At 59.3% G+C, this 22,427-nt stretch carries 17 protein-coding genes; 15 read left to right on the top strand and 2 right to left on the bottom strand.

All coding sequences use genetic code 11. The features are described from left to right. The first annotated feature begins 6 nt into the window (after positions 1-6). The 9 genes from DES53_RS11890 to DES53_RS11850 all read left to right on the top strand — a co-directional run bounded on the left by DES53_RS11890 (position 7) and on the right by DES53_RS11850 (position 13,267). Positions 7-489 (top strand): hypothetical protein, encoded by a 483-nt coding sequence (locus DES53_RS11890; RefSeq protein WP_170157044.1) that lies wholly within the window; start codon positions 7-9, stop codon positions 487-489. Between the two features lie 136 nt (positions 490-625). Beyond that, a complete protein-coding gene (locus tag DES53_RS11885) occupies positions 626-3,091 on the top strand; it encodes a DUF1592 domain-containing protein (RefSeq protein WP_113958477.1) in 2,466 nt (821 codons plus the stop codon). A 13-nt stretch (positions 3,092-3,104) separates the two neighbouring features. After that, entirely contained in the window at positions 3,105-4,367 is a 1,263-nt protein-coding gene (locus DES53_RS11880; protein WP_113958476.1) for a DUF1552 domain-containing protein, read from the top strand. 11 nt (positions 4,368-4,378) lie between these two features. Beyond that, complete coding sequence (locus DES53_RS11875; RefSeq protein WP_245958150.1) at positions 4,379-6,964, top strand: DUF1592 domain-containing protein; 2,586 nt, start codon at positions 4,379-4,381, stop codon at positions 6,962-6,964. 35 nt (positions 6,965-6,999) lie between these two features. After that, the gene (locus DES53_RS11870) at positions 7,000-8,403 is read left to right on the top strand and encodes a DUF1552 domain-containing protein (RefSeq protein WP_113958474.1); all 1,404 of its coding nucleotides are present in this window, start codon (positions 7,000-7,002) and stop codon (positions 8,401-8,403) included. A gap of 9 nt (positions 8,404-8,412) precedes the next feature. Then, positions 8,413-9,435, top strand: coding sequence for an SMI1/KNR4 family protein (locus DES53_RS11865; RefSeq protein ID WP_113958473.1), 1,023 nt, complete (start codon positions 8,413-8,415; stop codon positions 9,433-9,435). A gap of 45 nt (positions 9,436-9,480) precedes the next feature. Further along, positions 9,481-11,340: a hypothetical protein gene (locus tag DES53_RS11860; RefSeq protein WP_113958603.1), complete on the top strand. Its 1,860-nt coding sequence runs from the start codon at positions 9,481-9,483 to the stop codon at positions 11,338-11,340. A gap of 135 nt (positions 11,341-11,475) precedes the next feature. Then, the gene (locus DES53_RS11855) at positions 11,476-12,783 is read left to right on the top strand and encodes a PQQ-like beta-propeller repeat protein (protein WP_113958472.1); all 1,308 of its coding nucleotides are present in this window, start codon (positions 11,476-11,478) and stop codon (positions 12,781-12,783) included. A 73-nt stretch (positions 12,784-12,856) separates the two neighbouring features. Continuing rightward, a complete protein-coding gene (locus DES53_RS11850; RefSeq protein WP_113958471.1) occupies positions 12,857-13,267 on the top strand; it encodes a hypothetical protein in 411 nt (136 codons plus the stop codon). 58 nt (positions 13,268-13,325) lie between these two features. Here the strand turns inward: DES53_RS11850 and DES53_RS11845 are convergent, their stop codons facing one another. Both DES53_RS11845 and DES53_RS11840 read right to left on the bottom strand, forming a co-directional pair. Continuing rightward, positions 13,326-14,426, bottom strand: a complete 1,101-nt coding sequence (locus DES53_RS11845) for a serine hydrolase (RefSeq protein ID WP_113958470.1) — start codon at positions 14,424-14,426, stop codon at positions 13,326-13,328. A 3-nt stretch (positions 14,427-14,429) separates the two neighbouring features. Then, positions 14,430-15,107, bottom strand: a complete 678-nt coding sequence (locus DES53_RS11840; protein WP_170157043.1) for a type I 3-dehydroquinate dehydratase — start codon at positions 15,105-15,107, stop codon at positions 14,430-14,432. Between the two features lie 197 nt (positions 15,108-15,304). Between DES53_RS11840 and DES53_RS11835 the strand changes: the two genes are divergently transcribed. The 6 genes from DES53_RS11835 to DES53_RS11810 all read left to right on the top strand — a co-directional run bounded on the left by DES53_RS11835 (position 15,305) and on the right by DES53_RS11810 (position 22,349). Continuing rightward, positions 15,305-16,597 (top strand): sugar transferase, encoded by a 1,293-nt coding sequence (locus DES53_RS11835; protein ID WP_245958149.1) that lies wholly within the window; start codon positions 15,305-15,307, stop codon positions 16,595-16,597. Positions 16,598-16,694: 97 nt separating this feature from the next. Next, positions 16,695-17,648, top strand: coding sequence for a UDP-glucuronic acid decarboxylase family protein (locus DES53_RS11830; protein ID WP_113958467.1), 954 nt, complete (start codon positions 16,695-16,697; stop codon positions 17,646-17,648). Between the two features lie 132 nt (positions 17,649-17,780). Beyond that, positions 17,781-18,407 carry an Amuc_1102 family pilus-like protein gene (locus tag DES53_RS11825; RefSeq protein WP_113958466.1) on the top strand — a complete coding sequence of 209 codons (627 nt, stop codon included), beginning with the start codon at positions 17,781-17,783 and terminating at the stop codon, positions 18,405-18,407. 74 nt (positions 18,408-18,481) lie between these two features. Beyond that, complete coding sequence (gene mul2B / locus DES53_RS11820; RefSeq protein ID WP_113958465.1) at positions 18,482-20,245, top strand: Amuc_1101 family PilM-like pilus complex protein; 1,764 nt, start codon at positions 18,482-18,484, stop codon at positions 20,243-20,245. Next, positions 20,245-21,306 carry an Amuc_1100 family pilus-like protein gene (locus DES53_RS11815; RefSeq protein ID WP_113958464.1) on the top strand — a complete coding sequence of 354 codons (1,062 nt, stop codon included), beginning with the start codon at positions 20,245-20,247 and terminating at the stop codon, positions 21,304-21,306. Before mul2B ends, DES53_RS11815 begins: the two co-directional genes overlap by 1 nt. A gap of 23 nt (positions 21,307-21,329) precedes the next feature. Then, complete coding sequence (locus DES53_RS11810; protein WP_113958463.1) at positions 21,330-22,349, top strand: Amuc_1099 family pilus-like system protein; 1,020 nt, start codon at positions 21,330-21,332, stop codon at positions 22,347-22,349. The last annotated feature ends 78 nt before the right edge of the window (positions 22,350-22,427 follow it).

Raw genomic sequence — 22,427 nt, 5'->3', positions numbered from 1 at the left:
CTGTTCATGTTGGTGGTGGTCGCGTCTGTTTACTGGGGTGACTTTCGCCCCCTTTTGGGTACGGAACCAGCAAGGGCCAAGGCGGTGGCGATAGAGGTGACCTACACGGACTTGGAAAAGCACCCTGAGAATTACGTGGGGAAGCTGGTAACCATTGTCTGTTTTGCAAGGACCAGCCCGTTTGGAGGAACCGAGCTCTTCGAAAAGCTGGCGGGTGCAGTGAACGAGGACCATGAACCAGTGGGTAGGTTTGTGACAGTAAAGGACATGACCTTTGCCCTCGCGCCTACCCCTCCAAAAATACCTGTCTGGTGCAAGGCCAGCGGTGTCTTCACGCCCAATCTTGACCTTAAGAAGCGTCCCGAAACTCAGTGGCTGGGAATTCTGGAAAGAATTGAGCGTTTGGATCTGATGCCACTATCAGAGGAGATGATATACGACGCGTACGCGGAGATTCGGGAAAAAAAGGCTGCCTCCAAAGCGAAATGATTCCGGAACCTCTTCTGCGGGTGTTGTGAGGGAATGAGTTTCCGTAAAACAAGAGAGACTGCCAGGACGCTATACCTGCATCCACATTGCATGAAAGGAGCCGGGGGCAGGGGCCTTACTGTAAATCCGCCCCCCGATGCCCGTAGTATCCGCTCGTTTTACCCTCCGCTTTTTCACCCTCGCCCTCGCTGTTCGTGTGTCCTCTGTGACACCTGTGGCGCTGGCCGCCGCCGTCTCCCCAGGTACCCCGGCGGTCGAAGACTACGAGAAAGTGGTAAAGCCCTTCTTTGCAGAGCACTGCAATAGCTGCCACGGGGAGAAAAAGCAGAAGGCGGATCTGCGCGTGGATACCCTGGCGGTGGACCCCACGTCGCCCAAGTCCATGGCGCATTGGGAGGAGATCATGAACCGCATCAACTCCGGGGACATGCCGCCGGATGATGAGCCCCGCCCCAAGCCGGCGGAGGTGGCCAAGGTGGCGGAGTGGATTGTGGGCCAGCTCCATGAGGCAGAGGCGGCCAATCAGGCCTCCGGCCGCGAGCGTGTGGCCTTCCGCAAGCTGACCCGTGTGGAGTACGCGAATACGGTGCGAGACCTGCTCGGTGTGAACTTCGATGTGAAGGCGCCCACCGGGTTGCCGGAAGACCCCGACTGGCATGGCTTCGAGCGCATCGGTTCCGTGCTCACGCTGTCTCCCGCGCATGTGGAGAAATACCTCGCAGCGGCGGACGCCGTGCTGGATGAGGCGCTCTCGATTCGACCAGAGCCGAAACGTGATGTGATTCGCTGGGGCGCCTTCGACATGCGCTGGAAAGGTTTTTCGGAGGAGTACAAGGCCCGCGGCATCGCAGATCAGGTGCGCATTGAAATTGTCCCGAACAACTACACCACGGACACTTGGCCGCTGGAGGTGAAGACCACGGGGGAATACATCCTGCGCGTCAAGCTCAGCGGCCTGCGCCCTGAGGGTGGTCGCCCGCCGCGCATCAAGATGTACATGTCGAGCGTGGACAAGACCCTGCTGGAGCAGGACATCGATGCACCGGAGGACAAGCCCATCATGGTGGAAGCGCGTGTGCATCTCATCGCCGGGAAGTATCCCATCCGCATCATCAACTCCGTGCCCGGACCGAATCCCGAAGGTCGCCGCTCGCGCCACTCCGGCACGCCAAATGCCTTCACGAATGTACGCAGCCGTGTGCCGTGGCAGCTCAAGCTCACGGATGACGACTTCAAGCCCATCCAGCCCACGCTCATCCTCGACTCCGTGGAGTGGGAAGGTCCCATCGTCGACTCTTGGCCTACGAAGGCGCATCAGCAGATCTTCTTTGCCGGAGACACCGCGACGAAAGATGCCGCCTATGCGCGTGACATTCTCACCCGCTTCGCATCCCGCGCCTGGCGTCGCCCCGTGCAGCCGGTCGAGGTGGAGCGTTTCTTGAAGCCCATCGCAAAAGCGCAGGAACTTGGCGACAGCTTTGAAGTTGCGGTGAAGAGCGGCCTCGCTGCCATCATGTGCTCCAAGAGTTTCCTCTATTTGGAGGAGGGGAACGCTGCGAAGAACGAACAAAGGTTGACCAACTCCGAGCTCGCCTCGCGTCTTTCCTATTTCCTCTGGAGCAGCGCGCCGGACCAGCGCCTGCTGGATCTCGCGAAGGAAGGCAGGCTGCAGGAGAAAGAGACACTTCGTGCCGAAGTGCGTCGCATGCTGGCAGATCCCAAGGCGAAGGAATTCGCTGTGGGTTTCCCACGCCAGTGGTTGCAGCTTCGCAAGGTGGGCATGTTCCCTCCGGACAAGGTGCTGTATCCCGACTATGACGAGAACCTTGAACAGAGCATGGTGGGCGAGACGCTGAGCTTCTTTGCCGAAATCCTGAAGCGCAACGGCAGCCTGCGTGAGTTCCTCAACTCCGACTGGACAATGCTCAACGAACGCCTTGCCATGCACTACGGCATCGAGGGCATTCGTGGAGGCGAGTTTCGCAAAGTGGCACTGAAGCCCGAGTACCAGCGAGGTGGCCTGCTCACGCAGGGTTCCATCCTGAGCCTCAGTTCGGATGGCACGCGGCATCGCCCGGTGCATCGCGGCGTGTGGGTGCTGGAGGCGATAGTCGGAAAGCCACCAGCCCCGCCTCCCGCGAACGTGCCCGCGCTCGCCACGCCTGTGGCGAATGCGCCGAAGACCACGGTGCGTGAAAAGCTCGAGCAGCATCGCGCGGATCCGAACTGCACCGCCTGCCACGACAAGATCGATCCCCTCGGTGTCGCGTTTGACAACTACGATGCCATCGGTCGCTTCCGCCTCGTGGAGGAGTCGAAGGAGGGCACCGGCGAGAACCCGAAACTCGACCCCAGTGGCATGCTACCGGATGGGCGCAAGTTTTCCGATTCAGTCGAACTGCGGAAGCTCATGGTGGAGGACGTCGACAAGTTCGCCGCCGCCATCACAGACAAGCTCGCTACCTATGCTCTACGCCGTGGCATGACCTTCACAGATCGCGAAGAGCTCAAACAGATCGCCGATGAAACCAAGGCGGGCGACTATCAGCTTGCCACCTTGATCGAATCGCTTGTCACCAGTCCTCTGTTCCAGAAGCGCTAGAGCCAAATCTCCCATGTCCCAATTCCTCCCCCAGCGTTGGCGGCTTTCACGGCGGCATTTTCTGCGCGGCGCCGGCGCGTGTCTCGCACTGCCGTTTCTGGAATCCATGGGGCTGGGCGCCGGCAATCCATCGGACGTGCGGCGTTTTGTTTGCGTCGCCAATCCGTTCGGCATGATTCCGGATGCATTCTTTCCCACGACGTCGGGCAAGGATGCGGCACTGCCGGAGAACATGCAGGCCCTGGAGCCGCTCCGTGGAAAGTTCACCATCTTCTCACATCTCGATCATGGGTTGAACGGAGGTCACTCCGGCACGCATGCCTTCCTGTCTGGAGTGCGCTCCAATGAAGCGGCGGGCATGCCGCACGGGAATATCACGCTGGACCAGTTCTGCGCGGAAAAGATGGCCGGCGTCACACGCTTTCCCGCGCTGAATACTTCCGCGGGCAGCAATGATGGCGGTGGGGTGGAACTCTGCTGGACGCGATCCGGTGTCATGGTGCCTTCCATCCAGAAGGTGAGCCGCGTGTTCCAGATGCTCTTCGTGGATGATCCGGGGGACAAGGCTTCCCAGCGACTGGCGCGCTATCGCAGGCAGGGATCGATACTCGATGCGGTGAATCAGCAGGCGAAGTCGATGAATCAGCGGCTGAGCCAGCACGATCGGCAGAAGATGGACCAGTACTTCACGTCCATCCGCGAGGTCGAGCAGACACTGCAGCAGGAGCAGGCCTGGGTCACTCGTCCGCGCCCCAAGGTGGACATGAAGGAGCCGAAGAACGGCACCGTGTCCCAGCAGTTGCCCATCCTTTTCGACCTCATCACGCTGGCCTTGCAGACGGACTCCACCCGCGTGGCCACCATCGAAGTGCCCGGCGCGTTTGATACAGGAGCGGTTGGCATCGAAGCCAAGGGCTACCACGCGTACTCGCACCACGGCAAGGACCCGAAGCTCATGGCGGGCATGCGGAAGGTAGAGCGCTACCAGATGGACCAGCTTGCACGCTTCCTCACCAGGTTGTCCGACCTCAATATGCTGGATAGCACGCAGGTCCTCTTTGGCAGTGGCATGGGCGATGGCAGCGCGCATACGAACAAGAATCTGCCCATTCTCGTCGCTGGCGGCGGTTGCAACCACCAGACGCATGTGGTGATGCCAGAAGAGCAGGGGAAGCGGGTGCCTCTGAGCAATCTCTATCTCACCATGGCGCAGCGCTTTGGCATGGAGGCGGATGCCTTCGGCCACAGCAAGGGAACGATGAGCGGAGTGATCTAGCGATGGCTGGCATGAAGGTTCCTGCGCTCCTGCTCCTGGCGATTGCTGCACCTCTCCATGCAGGAGATTTTCGTGAGTTCACGTCCACCTACTGCATCGACTGCCACGATGATGAGATGAAGAAGGGAGGGCTCTCTCTCACTTCCCTCGGAGAGGAAATCACGGCAGCGAATGCCAGGGCATGGCTCAGGGTGCTGGAGCAGACAGAGCGCCACTCCATGCCACCCGGGGGCAAGGACCAACCCTCGTCTGAGGAACGCCATGCGATGGTCCTGGACCTGGAGCGTCGCCTCGTCACGCATGCTGCCGCCACGCCTGCACACCATCCCACGGTGCTGCGCCGGCTGAATCGAGCGGAGTATCGCAATACCGTGCGGGACCTGCTGCATCTCAATGTCAGCAGCTTCGATCCGAGTCGCGACTTTCCTGAGGACACCCGCATTCATGGCTTCGCCAGCAATGGCGAGAAGCTTGTGACCTCCAGTTTCCTGATGCGCCAGTATGTGGAGGCGGCGGAGCAGATTGTGGAGCGCGCGGTGCAATTCGGTCCGAAGCCCGAGGTGAGACGCTGGGATCTGTCGCCTCCCTTCGACAGGACCACACGAGGCTTCCCCTACGCAGAGAACGCCTACTACCAAAAGACGCTCAAACAATCTCCACCCCACCAGTCCCTCACCGAGCGGATGCGGGGTCTGCCGCAGAGTGGCTACGCGCCGGTGGATGAAATGCGCGAAGGCGTGCCGGTGAGTGGCTGGTATCGCATCCGGGTGAGGGCCGAGGGCAGGTATCGCCACGTCGACCTCGATCCCAAGGATCCTAAGCTCGACCTGCGTAAGCAGAAGTTCCCCTCCATGTGGGATCCCACAGAGCCCATCCGATTTGCTCTTTTCACAGGCACACTCGAAGGCATCGATCCGGAGAACAAAGAAGCCCTCGCCGTGGCGGCTACGGGCTATCAGTCGGGTCAGCGAACGCTCGCCGTATGGGACCTGCGTGAAGATGGCCCCGAGTGGCTGGAGTGCCGCGTGTGGCTGGATCGTGGCCAATTTCCGCGCATGGGCTTTCCCAATGGTCCCAGCGAGTCCAATAACCGGATAAGAAACTACTTCAAAGCGAATGTCGATCGGCTGCTGAATGCAGAGCAGCGCGCCAGGTATGAGGCGGACAAAGCCAATGACTGGAACCTCTTCATGTGGTTCGAGTCTCCCCGCATCCTCGTTTCCAAGATTGAAGTCGAAGGGCCCTTGATTGAGTCATGGCCCACCGAGGGGCATCGCGCCATCTTCGGGGCAGAGCCTTATCGCAGAGAGAATGCCTCAAAGGTGCTGCAGAGCTTCGCAGCCCAGGCTTGGCGGCGACCGGTGGCCAGTGAGGAAGTGATTCCGCTGATTCAATTGGTGCGTGAGGCCGAGAAGGAAGGGCTCACCGCGGAAGCCGCGATTCAGGAAGGCATCAAGGCCATCCTTTGCTCTCCGGAATTTCTCTATCGTGAGGAGAAGCAGCACGGTCTCTCTGCTTACGAGATCGCGACGAGGCTGTCCTACTTCCTGTGGTCCTCCATGCCGGATGAGACTCTGCTGAAACTGGCTGCCGAGGGCAAGCTGAAGCAGCCGGACGTGCTCCAGGCGCAGACCATGCGTCTACTGCAAGACCCGCGTTCCGAAGCGTTCGTGGAGGAGTTTCTCAATGGCTGGCTCTCCCTGCGCAAGCTCGGCTCGATGGCGCCGGACGTGCATAAATTCGCGGTCTATTACGATGATGATCTGGAGCCTGCCATGCGCATGGAGACGCGGTTGTTCTTCCGCCAGCTTCTCAATACCAATGGTCCGGTCGAACGCCTGCTCGAATCTGGTGACACGATCCTGAACAAGGAGCTTGCCCAGCTCTACGGCATCGATCTTGCGCTGGTGAAGGAGGCTCAAGGCAAGCCCATCCCGGGTCTGCAAAACGAGGAACTGGTGGACGATGCGGCAGGACGTGCGCCGTCTCTTGCCTTCGCCCAGGTGAAACTGCCGGATGCCCGGCGCGGTGGTCTGCTGGGCCAGGCCAGTGTGCTCACCTTGACGGCGAATGGGGTCGATACATCTCCCGTGATTCGCGGTGTGTGGCTTCTGGAGAATGTGCTCGGCGCGCCACCTTCGCCACCACCGCCTGATGTGCCCACGGTTGAGCCGGACATTCGCGGCGCCAAGACGATTCGCGATCAACTCATGAAGCATCAGGAGGCTGCGAGCTGCCGCACCTGTCACCGGCAGATCGACCCTCCCGGATTCGCCTTGGAGAACTTCGATGCCATCGGTCGCTGGCGTGGCCATTATGTCGCCGACAAGGTGGCCTTGCCCGTGGATGCCAGCGGTGAGTTCGGAGACACCAAGTTCAAGGACGTCACCGGATTCAAAGCGGAACTGCTCAACCGCCGCGAGCAGTTCGCCCGCTGCCTGGTCGAAAAACTGCTGCTGCACGCCCTCGGTCGAGAACTGGAAATCACCGATCGTCCGCACATCCGGAAGATCGTGGAGACTGCGGCCAAGGACGGCTACCGCCTGCGCGATCTGGTGATTCTCTGCGCCACGAGCGAGATTTTTGCTTTGAAGTGAGTTTAGTCATCCCTGCAACACGACATCATCTGCCCATGAGCAACATCCTTTCCCAACGCTGGCGTTTGAGCCGTCGTCACTTCCTGCGTGGCCTCGGCGCCACCATGGCGCTGCCGTTGCTGGATGCGATGGCTCCCCGGCGCTTGAGTGCGGCAGCGGCTGCCGCGGCAAAGCCCCGCCGCAGCGTGTTCGTGTACATCCCCAATGGCGTGAATGGCATGACGTGGCAGGTGAAGAAGTCCGGTCGTGATTATGACTTGTCTCCAGCACTGCAACCACTGGCGAAACATCGGCAGGACTTCACGGTCTTCAGCGGTCTGCACCATCCGAATGGCCTGGGGCAGGCGCACGTGTGCGCGGACACCTGGCTGACCGGCGCGAAGATCGATGCGCAGGGCGGACGCAAGTATGAGAACTCCATCTCCGTGGACCAGATGATGGCGGAAGTGGTGGGGCAGCAGACCCGCTTCCCCTCTCTGGAGCTGTCCATCTCCTCGGGCACTGGTCATCCCTTTGGCAGCAGCACGCTGGCTTTCTCTCGCGATGGCGTGCCGCTCCCTGCGGATGACAATCCGAAGGTCATCTTCAACCGCCTCTTCGGTGAAGAGGTGGGTGGCATCGGCGCGCAGCGTGCCCGCCTCACGAAGCGCAGGAGTGTGTTGGACGCGGTGCTGGAAGATGCGAAGTCCCTCCGTCTGGAACTTGGCAAGGATGACCGTACCAAGCTGGATGAGTACCTCCACTCCGTGCGCGATGTGGAGCAGCGTACCGAGCGTCTCGATGCGTGGCTGGATGTTCCGAAGCCCACCGTGGAGAAGAAGGTTGCGGAGAATTTCCAGAAGGATGTGCCCAAGGCGCAGGCCGGCGAGTACTGGCGCACGATGTTTGACCTCATGGTGCTCGCCATGCGCACGGACATGACGCGTGTGATCACCTACATGAATGGCAGCGAAGGCAACGGCCTTGCCATTCCGGAAATTGGCATCACCCAGGCACGCCACAATCTCTCGCACCACAATGGCGATCCGCTCATCCTGGACCGCCTCGCGAAGAGTGACACGTTCATCATGGAGCAGTTCGCCCATTTCTTGGATGAGCTCAGCACCATCAAGGATGGCGATGAACCGCTGCTGGATCGGACCATGATCATGTTTGGTTCCGGCATGAGCTATGGCCACAGCCACGCGAACAGCAACCTGCCCATCCTGCTCGCGGGTGGTCGCGGCCTGGGTCTCAAACACGGCCAGCATATCGATTACAACCGTCCCCACCTGAAGGAAGACTACACCCTGAGCTATGACGAGTGGCGCAGCCTCTGTGGCAGGCCCAAGGATGGCAATGCACGCCTCAGCAATGTGATGCTCACCATGCTCCAGAAGATGGAGATCCAGACGGAGAAGTTTGTGGATAGCCTGGGGCCGGTGTCGGAGATCGTCTAGGCAGAGAGAATGAAAGCCCTGTGGCTGCGCATTGATAAGTGGCTCGCCGAGCACGCACCTGAAGTGCTCGAGGGCCTCAATCCGCCTGCCACGCTTGAGCAGATTCGCGCTGCTGAAAAGTGCCTGGGCTGCGTGTTTCCACAGGACGTGGTGGATTCATTTCTTGTGCATGACGGCGCGCGTCCGGGGTGCGGACTGTGGTCGGGCTGGGATCTTCTCAGCCTGGAGGGTGTGGTGCGGGAGTGGGAGTGCTGGAAGGAACTGGTGAATGGAGGCGCCTTTCACCAGAAGAAGAGCGTCTCGGATGGAGACATCACGGACTCCTGGTATGACTTGAAATGGATACCTCTCACCTACCAGTCTGCGGGAGATAACGAATGTCTTGACCTGAATCCGGGAAAGAAAGGAACCGTGGGGCAGATCATCTCCGTTTACCATGATGATCCCAATCGAGGTGTGGTTGCCTCCAGCTATCGGGCTTGGATGGCGGCGTTCGCAGACGATTTGGAAGCCGGTGGTTTTGTGCTGGATGAAGATGGCTGCCTTTCTCGTTTTGCGGATCGGGTGGATGAATGGTCTCCCGTGGAATATACCGTCTGGCATCTGGATAATGAAGTCAGTGCTGACGCCCACAAAGTCCTGAGACAGTTCATCCAGCATGGAAACACTGGGGAACTTTCTGCGACATTTGATCATATCATTGCGCCGCCGATGATTCAGCCAATGGCATTCACCAAGTGGTTTGGTGCCAAGGCAAAGCCATGCCAACCGTGCTGTGATGATGCCGTGCGGACGATGGTGGCCCTGGAGTTTGTCGCGGAGGCGATCGGCAGGGGGCATGCAACCACTCCTGCTGCGCTTACCCAATGGATTCGCAGCGGCCACACCGATGCCGTGAAGGCTCTGCAGCCAGTTGCACGCCGGGCACTGGATGCCCTTCAGGTGCTCGCCAATTCGGATGCTGCCTGGGAAGTTCGGGCTTCCGAGTGGCACGCCGCGGCTGCAAGTCTGGTGAGACGTTTTCGAACCTAGCGGCCGGACCGCTTTGCATATTTGTATTTCTACATTCCTGCCACCATGCCTCATCGTTATCTTGTCTGTCTTACGTCAGTGTTCCTCTTGGGCATCTCCTCCTCGATCGCCGAAGATTCCACGGCCAAGAAGGATGAGCGCTATCCGTTCCGCACGGATTTCGCGAATGCGCATCTGCTGTGGTACCAGCCGAAGAAGCTTGAGTTTCCGCCGCATCACTCGGATCGTCGTATTAGTGGCGAGTTGGTGAGTGTGGACTACATCCTGCGCAAGGGGCAGTTCCGCGCGACGAAGACCGGTGAGTTGGTGAGCTTTACCATGCCGCCGTATGCGTATGTCAGCTATCTGAATGCCGAGGTGGATTTGCGTGAGGTGCCGCTGGGCACGTTCTTCCTCTTCTTCCTGAATCAGGATGAGGACGGTGGCTTCACCAAGCTGGCTACCATGCAGGAGCAGTTCACCATGGATGCGAGCCACAGCTTCACCTACAAGCTGGATGAAGCAAAACTCGCGGAAGGCAAGCTGCTCACTACCAAGCACAGCATCAAGAAGAACCAACCCGACCTCGGGAAGAAGGAGCTTCTGGTCACGAAAGAAACGCGGGTGTGGAAGGGCGAACAACAGGTGAAGCTGGAAGACCTGAAGCCGGGCGATGAACTGTTGTACAATCTCACTGGCAAGACTGCTGACAAGCCTGGCTGGTGCACAGACATCTGGGTGGGGGAGGAGACTCACCAGCTTGCCACGGAGACGCAGCGCAAGAAGTACACGGATTTCATCAAAACCCGTGGCGTGGCCGGCTGGGTGGAAAAGACCGAGGGTAAAAGCGTGACGGTCACGCTCTTCAGTGGCGACGCAAAGTCCTTCAAGGAAACGTTCGGTGCCGATTTCGTGGTGGGCAAAACAGGGAAGATGTGCGTGGCCAACGAGGAACTGCGCACGTGGAATCCGCCGGTCGATGGCGAGAGCGCCAACATGGTGACCGTGGATAAGGCACCTGAATCCGGCTACGGCTGCAGTGGTGTGCGCGTCACCGTGACGGTGTCGAACATGCTTGAGGGCTTCCGCAAGGGACGCGTGGTGCGCCTCTTCGCCCAGGGCTGGAAGGCGCAGGACCAGTTCTATGGCGAGAGCCTGATGGGCTACGGCTTTGGCAGGATGCAGAACCAGGAACTCGTGGAGAACGTGGCGAAGGAATACCCTGAGCAGTTCCCCTTCCGTACGGACTACAGCAATCGCGACCTGCCGTGGTACAAGCTGCAACCCAACGTGAAGCCGCCGCCCTTTTCCGAGCATGTGATCACCGGGGAGCTCCTGAAGACGGATGCTGCCGCCCGCACCGGTCAATTCCGCAAAGACGGCACCGGTGAGCTTGTGGATTTCAACCTCACCCCGGAAGGTGGCGTGCAGTATGTGAACGCCGATGCCTCACTCGCCGACATTCCTCTGGGCACTCGTTGCCGGTTCTCGCTGTACCAGGACGAAAAAGGCGCTTTCACCAAGGCCAGCCTCGTCACCGATGAGTACACCCGATTCGCTCGCAATGTGACGACGATGCGCGTGGTGGACATCAAGCAGAACGGCGAAGTGCTCTTCGTGGCCCACCAGATTCCCGAGGTGAAGGATTACAACGGTGACATGAAGCGTCCGCCGGACATTGCTCGTGGCACACTGCGTCTCGATTCCCAGACACGCCTCTGGAAGGGCGACAGGGAGGTGAAAATTTCGGACGTTGCTGTCGGTGATGTCTTGCTCGCGAATTTCACCGGAGAGCAGGCTGGTGCGCCTGCGCGTTGCACGGAAATCTGGATCGGCGAGGACACCCACAAGCAGGTCTCCGAGGGGCAGAAAAAGAAGAACGCCGAGCGCCTGAAGGCGGAGAAGGTGGCGGCCGCAAAGAAGTAAGTGCTGCCCGCGATTGCGGTTGCTAGCGCTCGCCAAGAAAGACCCCGACCCGGCAAACCGTTGCTTGCAGCCCGGGGTGACGCCGTGTTTCATAAAGGGCTCACCAAAAATCCATTCATCCATCCCATCCCAACTATGATCCGGTCTGCGAACCTGAACATCATTGCGTCGGGCGGTCTGGCTGCTGCGGCCTCCGTGCTTTTCGCCGGAGCCACCGCTTTTGCGGCTCCTGCCACTGCTCCCACCGAATCTCCTGCCTTCCGCGGAAACAGCCTCGGCTCGGCGCCTGCGCTTCCCGTCAAGGACCTGAGCAAGGTCAAGCTCAACAAACGCTGGAAGGTGGAGACTCCCACGGGCTTCAGCTCTTTTGCCGTGGCTGGCGCCAAAGCCTACACGATTGTGAAGCGCGATGTGGATGGCAACCCCACCGAGGTACTGGTGGCCATCGACGTGAAGTCAGGCAAGGAAGCCTGGGCAGCTCCTCTCACCATCATGAACAAGTATGATGGCGGTGGCGACGCTGGCACGGGCGACAATAAGGGCGGCGACGGCCCCCGCTCCACGCCTGCTGTGAACGATGGCAAAGTCTACGCCATCGACGCCAATCTTGGCGTTTACGCCTTTGACGCCGCGAGTGGCAAGGAAGTCTGGAAGCGCGATGTCATGAAGGACAACGCCGGCGTGCAGATCAAGTGGCAGAACGCCGCTTCCCCGCTCATTGACGGCAACGTCCTTCTCATGGCGGGCGGCGGCCCTGGGCAAGGTCTGCTGGGTCTCGACAAGAATACCGGTGAAGTGGTGTGGAAGGGCGAAGACGACAAGATGACCCACGCCACTCCGATCCTTGCGGACATCCACGGAGTGCATCAGGCCATCTTCTTCACCCAGTCCGGCCTCGTGGCGGTGGATCCTGCGAAGGGTTCCGTTTTGTGGCGCGCCGAGTTCCCCTTCAAGGTGAGCACCGCAGCCTCGCCGGTGGTGTATGAGGACGTCGTTTACTGCTCCGCCGGTTACGGTGTGGGTGCCGGTGCGTTCAAGATCAGCAAGAGTGGGTCCGGCCTCAAATCCGAGCCTCTCTGGCGCCGTGAGAACCAGTGCTTCAACCACTGGAGCACTCCCGTGGTGAAGGATGGCTACCTCTACGGCATGTTCAGCTTCAAGGAGTATGGCTCTGGCCCTGTTGCTTGTGTCGACATCAAGACCGGCAAGGATATCTGGCAGGAAGCCGGTTTTGGTCCCGGACAACTCATCCTCAGCGGTGACAATCTCGTCGCTCTGAGTGACAAGGGTGAAGTGGTCTTCATCAAGGCCGACCCCAACAAATACACCGAGCTGAAGCGCGAAGACATCCTCGACGGCAAGGTGTGGAGCTATCCGGTGCTTGCCTACAACCACCTCTTCGCCCGCAGCACGGCGGAAGGCGGTTGCTGGGAGATCAAGTAGGTATCCACCCGGTCGATAACCATCTGCGCAGCAGCCATCCGTTTGGGTGGCTGCTTTTTCATAGTCTCACAGGATGAACTCGCGCTGGTTTCTCGGCTTGGGATTGGGTGTCGTGGTGTTGTCTTTCCTCGGATGGTGCAGTCGTCAGGCCCCGCATTCGCGCTCTTGGGAAACCAAGGCGACTCCAACGGACAAGCCTGCAGTCAATTTTGTGATTTCCACCCGCAACGAAGGTGAACCGTTTTTGGAGCGGGTGGTCCTTTCCAGTGAGGATCCTCAGACGGGGAAGCTCGTGAAACGATGGATGGATTTCAGAATCCTGGCGGGAGGACGAGACAGGATCACATTCGAGCTCAAGGCAGCCCCGGGAGAGATTCATGAGCTGACCTTGCCGCGAGAGTTTTCCAGCTCGTTCAAGGCGGAGCTCAAGAGCAAGTCCAGCGGTACTGTTGATGTTCTCCAGTTCGATGACGTGCGGAAGTAGCGGATGGAGCGGCGCAGGCCGCGCAACGGCAAGCGCAGGTGTGTCACCCGTCAGTCACTCACCCCTGAAGTGACCACTCCAGGAGCGCCTGCGCATCTCTCCACACAGAGTAGGAGGTGCTGTTGAGCACCACCACGATGCGGCGGCGGCCTTCTTTCTCACCGCTTGCTACGAGGCAGTAGCCGGAGAGGTTGGTGTAGCCGGTCTTCATGCCGTCGCAGTACTGGTAGGTGCGCAGCACACGATTGGTATTCTCCAGCGTTTCCTCGCGGCCATCCGGGCGCTTGAATGTGTAGGTCCGGTTGGAGACCATCGCGCGGATCTGCGGCAGAGCATCCGCCGCCTTTGCGAGCTTCGCGAGGTCCCGTGCCGTGGAGTACTGGCCATCGGCGGGCAGGCCGTTCGGATTCACGAAGTGACTGTCATTCATGCCGAGTTCCTTGGCGCGGGCATTCATCTGCGCTGCAAAGGCAACTTGTGAGCCTGCGTGGTCGCGTGCCAGGGCCTGTGCGATGTCGTTGGAGCTTTTCACCATCAGTGCGGTGAGCAGCGAACGGCGGCTGTACGTTTCTCCAGCCTTCAAACCGATGCGAACCGGAGGGCATTTGCAGTCCGCCTCCTCAATGGTCATCATCTCATCCAGCCTGCCGGACTCTACGACGAGCAAGGCGGTAAGGAGCTTCTGCGTGCTGGCAATAGGCCCTTTGCGATCTGCGTTGCGCTCCAGAAGCACTTCATCCGACTCGGGGTCGATCACCATCACGCGCTCCGCTACCACCTTGGGGGCCGGGCCGCGCTTTTCACGCAGGAGCAGAGCTTCCTGGTAGCGCTTTGCTTTGGCGATGTCCGCCAGGAGTTGCGTGCGTTTGGCTTCGAGCTCACGCCGCTCTTTTTCCAGTTTTGCGGCGGACTCGGCGAGTTGGCGTTCTTTCTCCGCAAGCGACTGTTCATGTTCAAGAAGCGAAGCCTCGCGTGTCACCACGCGTTGCTCACGGGTCTTCAGAGCTTCAATTGCTGAGTCGAGTTTCTCGGGATTGTCGCAGGAACAGATCAGCAACGCGGGCAACAGGGCCAGCCAGCGGGAACCGTGGCGGCGCAATTTGTTTCCCGACTTGAGCAGGGTGGGGGCCGTGTGGCTGGGGGAGCCGCAGGAGAGCATCACTTACAGGGCGTTCAGCAGTTTCTTCAGTTCGGAGGCCGCCCATTGGCCGGGTGCATTGGACTCGCCGACATAGCCGTAGTTCAGCAGGCTGCCGCACTTGGCAAGCACGAGTCGGGAGGCTCGGCCCAGATTCCCCATACCCATGGCAGCAACTGGCAGCCGCTTCTCTGCGGCCACGAGCTGAATCAACCGCGCTAGATCGTTGGGGGACTGCAATGTCGTGGCCACCTTCACGGCCTCGAGCTTGAATTGCAGGGCGAAATCTCCCGCGCCACGCAGGACTTCGTCTCCGGGGGTGGCATTGAAATCGTGGAATGAGCCAATCACGCCGACATTCCTGGCCTTGGCCTTGGCGATGACTTTTTCAAGTTCCAAGGCGCTGCGCAGCTCCACGTCCATGAGCGTTGCGAGGTCGAGATGTGTGTCGAGCAGCGTGGCTCGCTCGGTGGCGTCAAGGTTGTAGAGACCTCCCTCTTCCGGGTGCCGGGCGGTGATGAGCAGGGGAAGGGTGAGCTTCTGGGCGAGAGGGCGGGACTCGTCCGGAGCGAGATCGATGGAGTCCAGGCGGAGTTCCAGCAGGTCGCAGCCTTCAGCCAGCGAAGGATCCGAAGCAAGGGCCTCAAGGGTGGCGGCACTGCTAACTGCCCCAACCACAAGGGGTTGGGAGCTGTGCAGCAAGTTTTTAGAAGAATCCAGTTGTGGCATTCTTGAAATTATATAAACTTTGCTTTAGCCTCAGAAATTACGGAATTATTTAAACTTGCTAAAGTATGCTTGGTCGCCGGCAAGAAATCAATCTCCAGCTCAACCAATTGCTGGACTGTGGGCTTTTAGGTCTGTCCATTTGGTTCGCACACTGGCTGCGAAGTGACCTTGTGCAATCACTCTGGCCGAATTTGTACCCCATTCCGGGGTTTGGCCGGTTCTGGTGGCTGGTGGCGGTGATTGCGCCGTTCACCCCGATCATTTTGGAGTCGCGGGGCTTCTATGACGACATCCTGCGGAAAACGCCGGCGCAGAGCCTGAGGCAACTGGCAGGTACCGCGTTGCGGGTTACTGTGCTGGTGGGTCTTTGTGAAATCTTCCTCCGGTGGAACGTGGAGGCACGTTCCGTGGTCGTGGTGGGAAGCCTGCTCGGGGCTGCGCTCCTCCTCCTGCGGGAGCAGGTCGTCCGCAGTATCATGAAGCGGCAGGCCCTGCTTGGCCATGTGAACAAGGAGCGTGTGCTCCTTGCTGGTCAGCCTGCGGACATGGATGCCATGCTGAGCTCCATGACGGATGAACAGCGGGCCGAAATGGAGGTCGTGGGGCGCTTCGACATCATGGCGGCATCCAAGGAGCAATTGGTCGATTTGCTCCATGAGAAGGCGGTGTCGCGAGTGATTTTTGCCGTGAAACATGCCCACTTCGCCCGGATTGAAGAAGCGGTGCAGGCGTGTGAAACCGAAGGGGTGGAGGCGTGGTTGAGCGCGGACTTCTTCCAGACTGCGATTGCCCGTCCCACGTTCGATGTCCTTGGGGGCAAGTTGATGTTGGTCTTCCATACGGCCCCGGCGGCCTCGTGGTCGCTGTGGGTGAAGGATGTGCTGGATCGCGTGGGTGCTGCCCTCCTGATTCTGGCTACTTCCCCGCTATGGCTGGCCGCTGCGATTGGCATCAAGCTCAGCTCGCCGGGTCCCATCTTCTTTGCCCAGTCCCGTGCGGGGCGCTCCGGTCGCTCGTTCCGCATGTTCAAGTTCCGCACCATGTGCACCAATGCCGAGGCCCAGCAGCGCCAGCTTGAGCAGAACAATCAGATGTCTGGTCCCGTCTTCAAGCTGAAGCACGACCCGCGCATCTTCGTCTTTGGAAAGTGGTTGCGCCGTCTGAGCATTGATGAACTTCCCCAGCTCATCAATGTCCTGCGCGGTGAGATGTCCCTTGTGGGGCCGCGTCCGCTGCCCATGTACGAGATCCAGAAGATTGAGAAGCATGCCCAGCGCCGCCGGTTAAGCGTGAAACCCGGGCTTACCTGCCTGTGGCAGGTCATGGGGCGCAACACCATCAACAGCTTCGAGGACTGGGTCGCGCTCGATCTGCGCTACATCGACAACTGGTCCCTGTGGCTGGATGCCCGCATTCTCGTCCGCACCATACCCGCCGTGCTGAAGGGGGCAGGGGCACATTGATGGCCCGGCCTTCGGGGAATTCGCTTGCAAGCAGGGGAGGCCCCTCGTTACTCGCGGACTCTCAGCCTCTCTGTACTTTTTTGTTGTCCACCAGCCTATGAGCCAGAAAAAAACAGCCGTCGTTACCGGAGCCGCAGGGTTCCTTGGGTCCCACCTTTCCGACCTCCTTCTTGGGGAGGGGTACAAGGTGATTGGCTTGGACAATCTTCTCACCGGCAATGTCCGTAACATCGAGCACCTCGCGGGCAATCCGGACTTTGATTTCATCAAGCACGACGTCACGAAATTCATCTACATCCCGGGCAAGGTGGACCTCATCTTCCACTTCGCTTCGCCGGCCAGCCCCATTGACTATCTCGAGCTGCCCATCCAGACACTGAAGGTCGGTTCGCTGGGAACGCACAACACGCTGGGCCTGGCCAAGGAGAAGGGGGCGACGTTCCTCATCGCCAGCACGAGCGAATGCTATGGCGACCCGCTGGAGCATCCCCAGAAGGAAACGTACTGGGGCAATGTGAACCCCGTAGGTCCCCGTGGCGTGTATGACGAAGCCAAGCGCTTCGCCGAGGCCATGACGATGGGGTACCACCGCTATCACAAGCTGGACACCAAGATTGTCCGCATTTTCAACACCTACGGGCCGCGCATGCGCCTGGAGGATGGACGAGTGGTGCCAGCCTTCATTGGGCAGGCGCTTCAGGGCAACGATCTGACCGTGTTTGGCGATGGTTCCCAGACGCGCAGCTTCTGCTACGTGAGCGACCTGCTTGCTGGCATCTACAAGCTCTCCCAGAGTACCTACCATGAGCCCTGCAACATCGGCAATCCCACGGAGATGACGGTGTTGCAGTTCGCTGAGAAGATTCTGAAGGTGACGGGAAGCAAGTCGAAGATCGATTTCCGCCCGCTGCCGGTGGACGATCCCAAAGTGCGCCAGCCGGACATCACGCTCGCCCGGCGCATTCTGGGCTGGGAACCAAAGGTTTCCTTTGATGAGGGCATTGCCCAGACGGTCGCTTACTTTCGCGACTTTCTGGGAATCCACGCTTGATGTTGAAGCGGTGGAACTGCTAAAACGGTAGAAATTCGCCGGTAATTGGCGCGGCTGGAGACCCTCCTGAGGGAGGTGTCTTGAGCCCGCCCATCCTTGGTGAATTCCTGAAACGCCCACTTCTCACGATCCATGACGCTCCGAATTTGCATGCTCGCTGCAGCCTTTGCTGCAATCCTCCCCGTTTCGGCCCAAGCCCAACTAGAAGCATCCAAGGAGGTGAAAGTGCGAGTCAAGGGGATGAACGTGGATGTGCAGTACACGCCCCAGTTCTCCGTGCCGAATGTGAAGGACAAGCGGTTCCGTCCCAAGAACTGGCTGGAACTGGACGTGGCCTTTGATGCGGACAAGGCAAAGGTAGCCGGGGAGAACAACCCGATGATCGACTCGCTGGAGTTCAAGTTCTACGTCGTGCTGAACGTCCGCAACAAGGAAGGCAAGCTAACGATGCTCACGGCGAATGCCACCTTCATCAACATCATGGAGAGGGAAGAGAGCCACGTGCTGATGTATGTCTCGCCCGCCACGCTGACGAACTTGCTCCAAAAGAACACCTTTACTCCGGCGGATGTGTCTGCCTTTGGAGTCGAAGTCTACAAGAATGGCGCTGCAGCAGGCCGCCACATCAGCACGGGAGCCACACCCTTCTGGGACAAGGCGGACAACTTCGTGGTGGTAGACGGCTCCCTTCTTCCCAAGGCCAAAACGCCATTCGCGCCTCTGTGGGGCGACTATGATGTGGAAATGAAAGCTCAGTAGTGGATGGATCCGCGCCTCTGATGCTTGACAGCGTGGAGTCGCCGATGTTTTGAACCGCCCCCAAATTTAAAGCGATGGCAGACAACAGTTTTGCAGTATTCAATCTCGGCTCACAGCGGGTGAGTGGAGCCGTGTTCTCCAAGGCGCGAAATGGCGATCTAGTCCTGAAAGCAGCCGCATTTGCCGAAATGCACGGAGATCCTGGCGTGGAAGCCACCCGGCTCCCCCAGCTCCGTGTTGCCGTCCTTGAACTCGCGGACAAGCTCCGTCTGAAAGGCAAGGACGTCTGGTACGCCATTGCCGGACATGTGGTCTTCACCCGCTTCGTGAAGCTTCCTCCCTTCGACGAAGACAAGGCGGATCAGATTGTGGAATTTGAGGCGCGCCAGAACGTGCCGTTCCCCATCAATGAAGTCATCTGGGACTACGAATTCATCGGGCCCAAGAGCGGTGGTGAGCGTGAAGTGGCGTTGGTGGCCATCAAGGCCGATGCCCTGAACGACGTGAATGATCAGGTCGAAGCTGGGGGCGTGAAGTCCGTGGGGGTCGATCTGGCTCCTCTGGCTGTATACAACGCCTTCCGCTACAGCTATCCCGATGTGGATGGCAGCGCGCTCATTGTGGACCTGGGTGCCAAGTCCACGAACCTCATCTTCGTGGAGAACGACCGCGTCTTCACCCGCAATATTCTGGTGGGCGGCAGCACCGTGACGGGTGCCATTTCCAAGGAACTTGGCCTTGCTTTCGGTGACGCCGAGAACGCCAAGCGCACCCAGGGCTATGTGGCTCCAGGTGGCGCCTACGAGCCCAATCCTGATGAAATGGTCGACGCCATGGCGAAGATCATGCGCAACACGATGACCCGTCTGCATGGCGAGATCGTGCGCACCATGAATTACTACCGCGCCCAGCAGGGCGGCACACCTCCCCAGCGCATCTTCCTGTGCGGCGGCGGTGCCCAGACCTCCATGGTGGCGGAGTTTTTCCAGGAGAAGTTCAATCTGCCCGTGGAGGTGCTGAATCCTCTTCGCGGTGTCCAGATGGATCGCAGTGCCAACCAGGCCGAAGCCACCGCCAATGCGCCGAGCATGGGTGAGCTGGTGGGGCTAGCGCTGCGCCATGCGGGGGCGGCCCCCGTGCAGGTGGAGCTCATTCCGGATGCTGTCTCCACGCGGAGGGATTCGGCCAAGCGTGCACCGTTCCTGGTGCTGGCGACGGTCTGCTCCTTGCTGGCGCTGCTGGTGGGTGTCTTTTACTTCAAGCGCGCGAATACGCTGGTGCAGGAGAAAATCGATGCCCAGAGCAAGGAACTCGCCGAGCTCAAGGATTACGAGTCGGTTATTTCCGACCAAGACAAGCAGTTGAAGCTGCTGGCGCAGCAGAGTTCGCAGCTTGAGCAGGCAGTCAATGACCGCTCCTATTGGGTCAAGCTTCTGGGTGAGCTCAACAACCGTTTCGACACGGACTTCATGTGGCTCACCATGATTGAAGTGTTGAAGGGCGACAGCTCCATCACTCCGCCGCTCCTCAGTGGTGGTGCGCCGACGCCCACTCCTTCGGCTCCCGTGACCCCGGTCACTGCTGCGGCAAAAGACGGCGCCCCGCCGGCGCCTCCGCAGTTCCAACTCAGCGTTCGCGGCTTGTATCGCAAGAATGAAGAGAAGGGCCCTGCCGTGGTGTACGACTACTTCAACAAGCTGAAGGAGGCCAAAGATGTCTTCGTGGCGCCTCCCCCTGATGTGAAACCTGAAGTGAACACCGGTCTTGAAGACGATCGCTATGCCTACGACTTCAAGTTCCGCATGCCGCTGGTACAAGGAATGAAATTTGAAAAGTAATGAACTGGGTCCAAGAGAACAAATCGCTGGCCGGGATTCTCGGCGTCATGATCGCAGGCATTCTTGGCTTGGGAGCCTGGTTGTACCTGTCCTATGCTGACTACGCTGCCTCCATGGAAACATGGGGTCAGAACGACAGCAGCATTTCGGCGCTCAAGTCGAAAAAGGTGTATCCCAACAAGGAAAATGCTGAAGCTCGTGAGACTGAAGTAGGGTCCTACGGGGACAAGGTGGACCTTCTGCGCACTGCGCTGCTTAGCGAAAAAGTGCAGCAGAGCGTGAAGCCGATGTCGCAAACCGAATTCCAGGCAAAACTCAAGGAAAGGGCGACTGCCGTGGTCCAGATGGCCAAGTCAGCGGACATCACCCTTCCTGCAGACTTTGCCCTCGGTTTTGCCGATTACACCAACAACGTGCCCCGCACGCCGGAGGTGGCCGCAGAGCTCGGAGTCCAGCTGGATGTGATGGAGCGTCTCGTGACCACCGTCATCCAATCGGGTGTGAAGTCGATCGAGCTGTTTGATCGTACCAAGCTTCCCACCGAGGATCGCCCCGTGGAGCCGAAGCCGGTCAAGGTGGCTCCTGAAAAGAAGTCGGCCAAGAACTCGAAAACGAAGAAGGGTGCCAAACGTGTGGCCATCACGGAAGAGCAGGCGGCTGAGCCAGTGCTTGACCGCTATCCGGTCAAAATGATCTTCACGACGGATCAGGCTCCCTTCCAAAATATCGTCAACACGTTGTGCGACCCGATCAAGATGCCGCACTTCCTGGTGGTCCGCCTGGTGCGAATTGAGAACGAGCGTCAGGACGGTCCCTCCCGGGATGAGATCGCTCGCAAGAAGAATCCCGATGTGAGCCTTGAGGCTCCTGCGGACTCCGCTCCAGCGGGTGCTGCTGCAGCGCCAAAGGTGGCGCCTGATGCAGTGACTGTGATGGGCGAGGAGAAGCTCAAGGTCTACGTCGAAGTGGACTATGTGCGCTTCCGCAAACCTGCGGTTGCTGAAGAGGCGACCGAAACCCCGGCTCCTGCCAGCAATACCGCATCCACGGCCAATCCCTGAGACCCGACTCCTTTCGTTCCGTCATGCAGAAAAAACAAAGCAATTACGAACGCGTCATCCTTGGCCTGATGGCAGTGCTGGCTCTTGCGGCCAGCGGATGGTTCATCTACCAGGCGCTTGGTTTTGCCAACACGCTGGAGCCCAAGCCGTTCACCAAGAAGAACGAACGCGACCTGCCTCCGATTGAGAAGGTGGATCTCGCCATCAAGAACATCGTCACGCCTCCTGCACCCTGGGTTGCGCCGGAACGCGCGAACAAGCGTGTGCCTCTGAACAAGTCGGTGCTTCTCGTGCTGAAGGATGAGCAGCTTTTCGACCTGGCCCTGCCGGAGCCGAAGCTGCGTGACCCGATGACAAATGAATACCTCGTGAAGTACGAACTGCAGTATCTGCTGCCGAACGTGGCCTCGCTCGATCCGGACAGCGATGGATTCACCAATTTGGAGGAGTTCACTGCGCAACCTCAGACCAATCCCAAGGATCCGAAGAGCATGCCGCCGGTGACGGACAAGCTGTTCCTGGTCGAGCGTATCTCCAACGACTACAAGATCACCCTCCGTTCGAGCTCCGCTCCCTTCCAGGTTGCCACTCCGAACGAGGCCAAGAGGAGAAACTGGTTTGTGGATCCGGATGCGAAAGATTCCCTGGGGAACCCTGACGCCAAGGCCCGCAGCTTTGGTGGTTCCACTGGTGAGCGTTTCCTTGCGACCAAGTTTGAGAAGAAGTCCGTCCCCGATCCCCGCCTGGGAGAGCTGGATGTCTCCGAGTTGACCATCAAGGAGCTCGTCACGGACAAGCCGTTTGTGCTCATCATGAAGCAGGAGCTGAATTTGGCTGTGTATGAAGCGAAGATGGAATTCCGCCTTCGCGCGCCTGCGGTGCCGCTCCCGCCGGTGAAAGAGGGGGATCAATTCCGCATTCCCGGATTTGAAGCCACCACCTACAAGGTGCTGAAGATAAACGAGGACAGCGTGAATATCGCCCCGGTTGGTGCTGACGGCACGGTGGACGAGTCCAAGCCCATTCTTATCAAGAGGGCCTGACCCCGCCAAAACCGAGGTATTCATTCATTTTTTCAAATTTAGGCTCGCCAAAGAGCCCTCGACTTGAATAAGCTCTGA

Origin of the sequence: Roseimicrobium gellanilyticum (genome assembly GCF_003315205.1) — a bacterium.
GTDB classification, from domain to species: Bacteria; Verrucomicrobiota; Verrucomicrobiia; order Verrucomicrobiales; family Verrucomicrobiaceae; genus Roseimicrobium; species Roseimicrobium gellanilyticum.
Note: the sequence above shows the minus strand (reverse complement) of the source record. Positions and strands in the feature narration are given on the sequence as shown.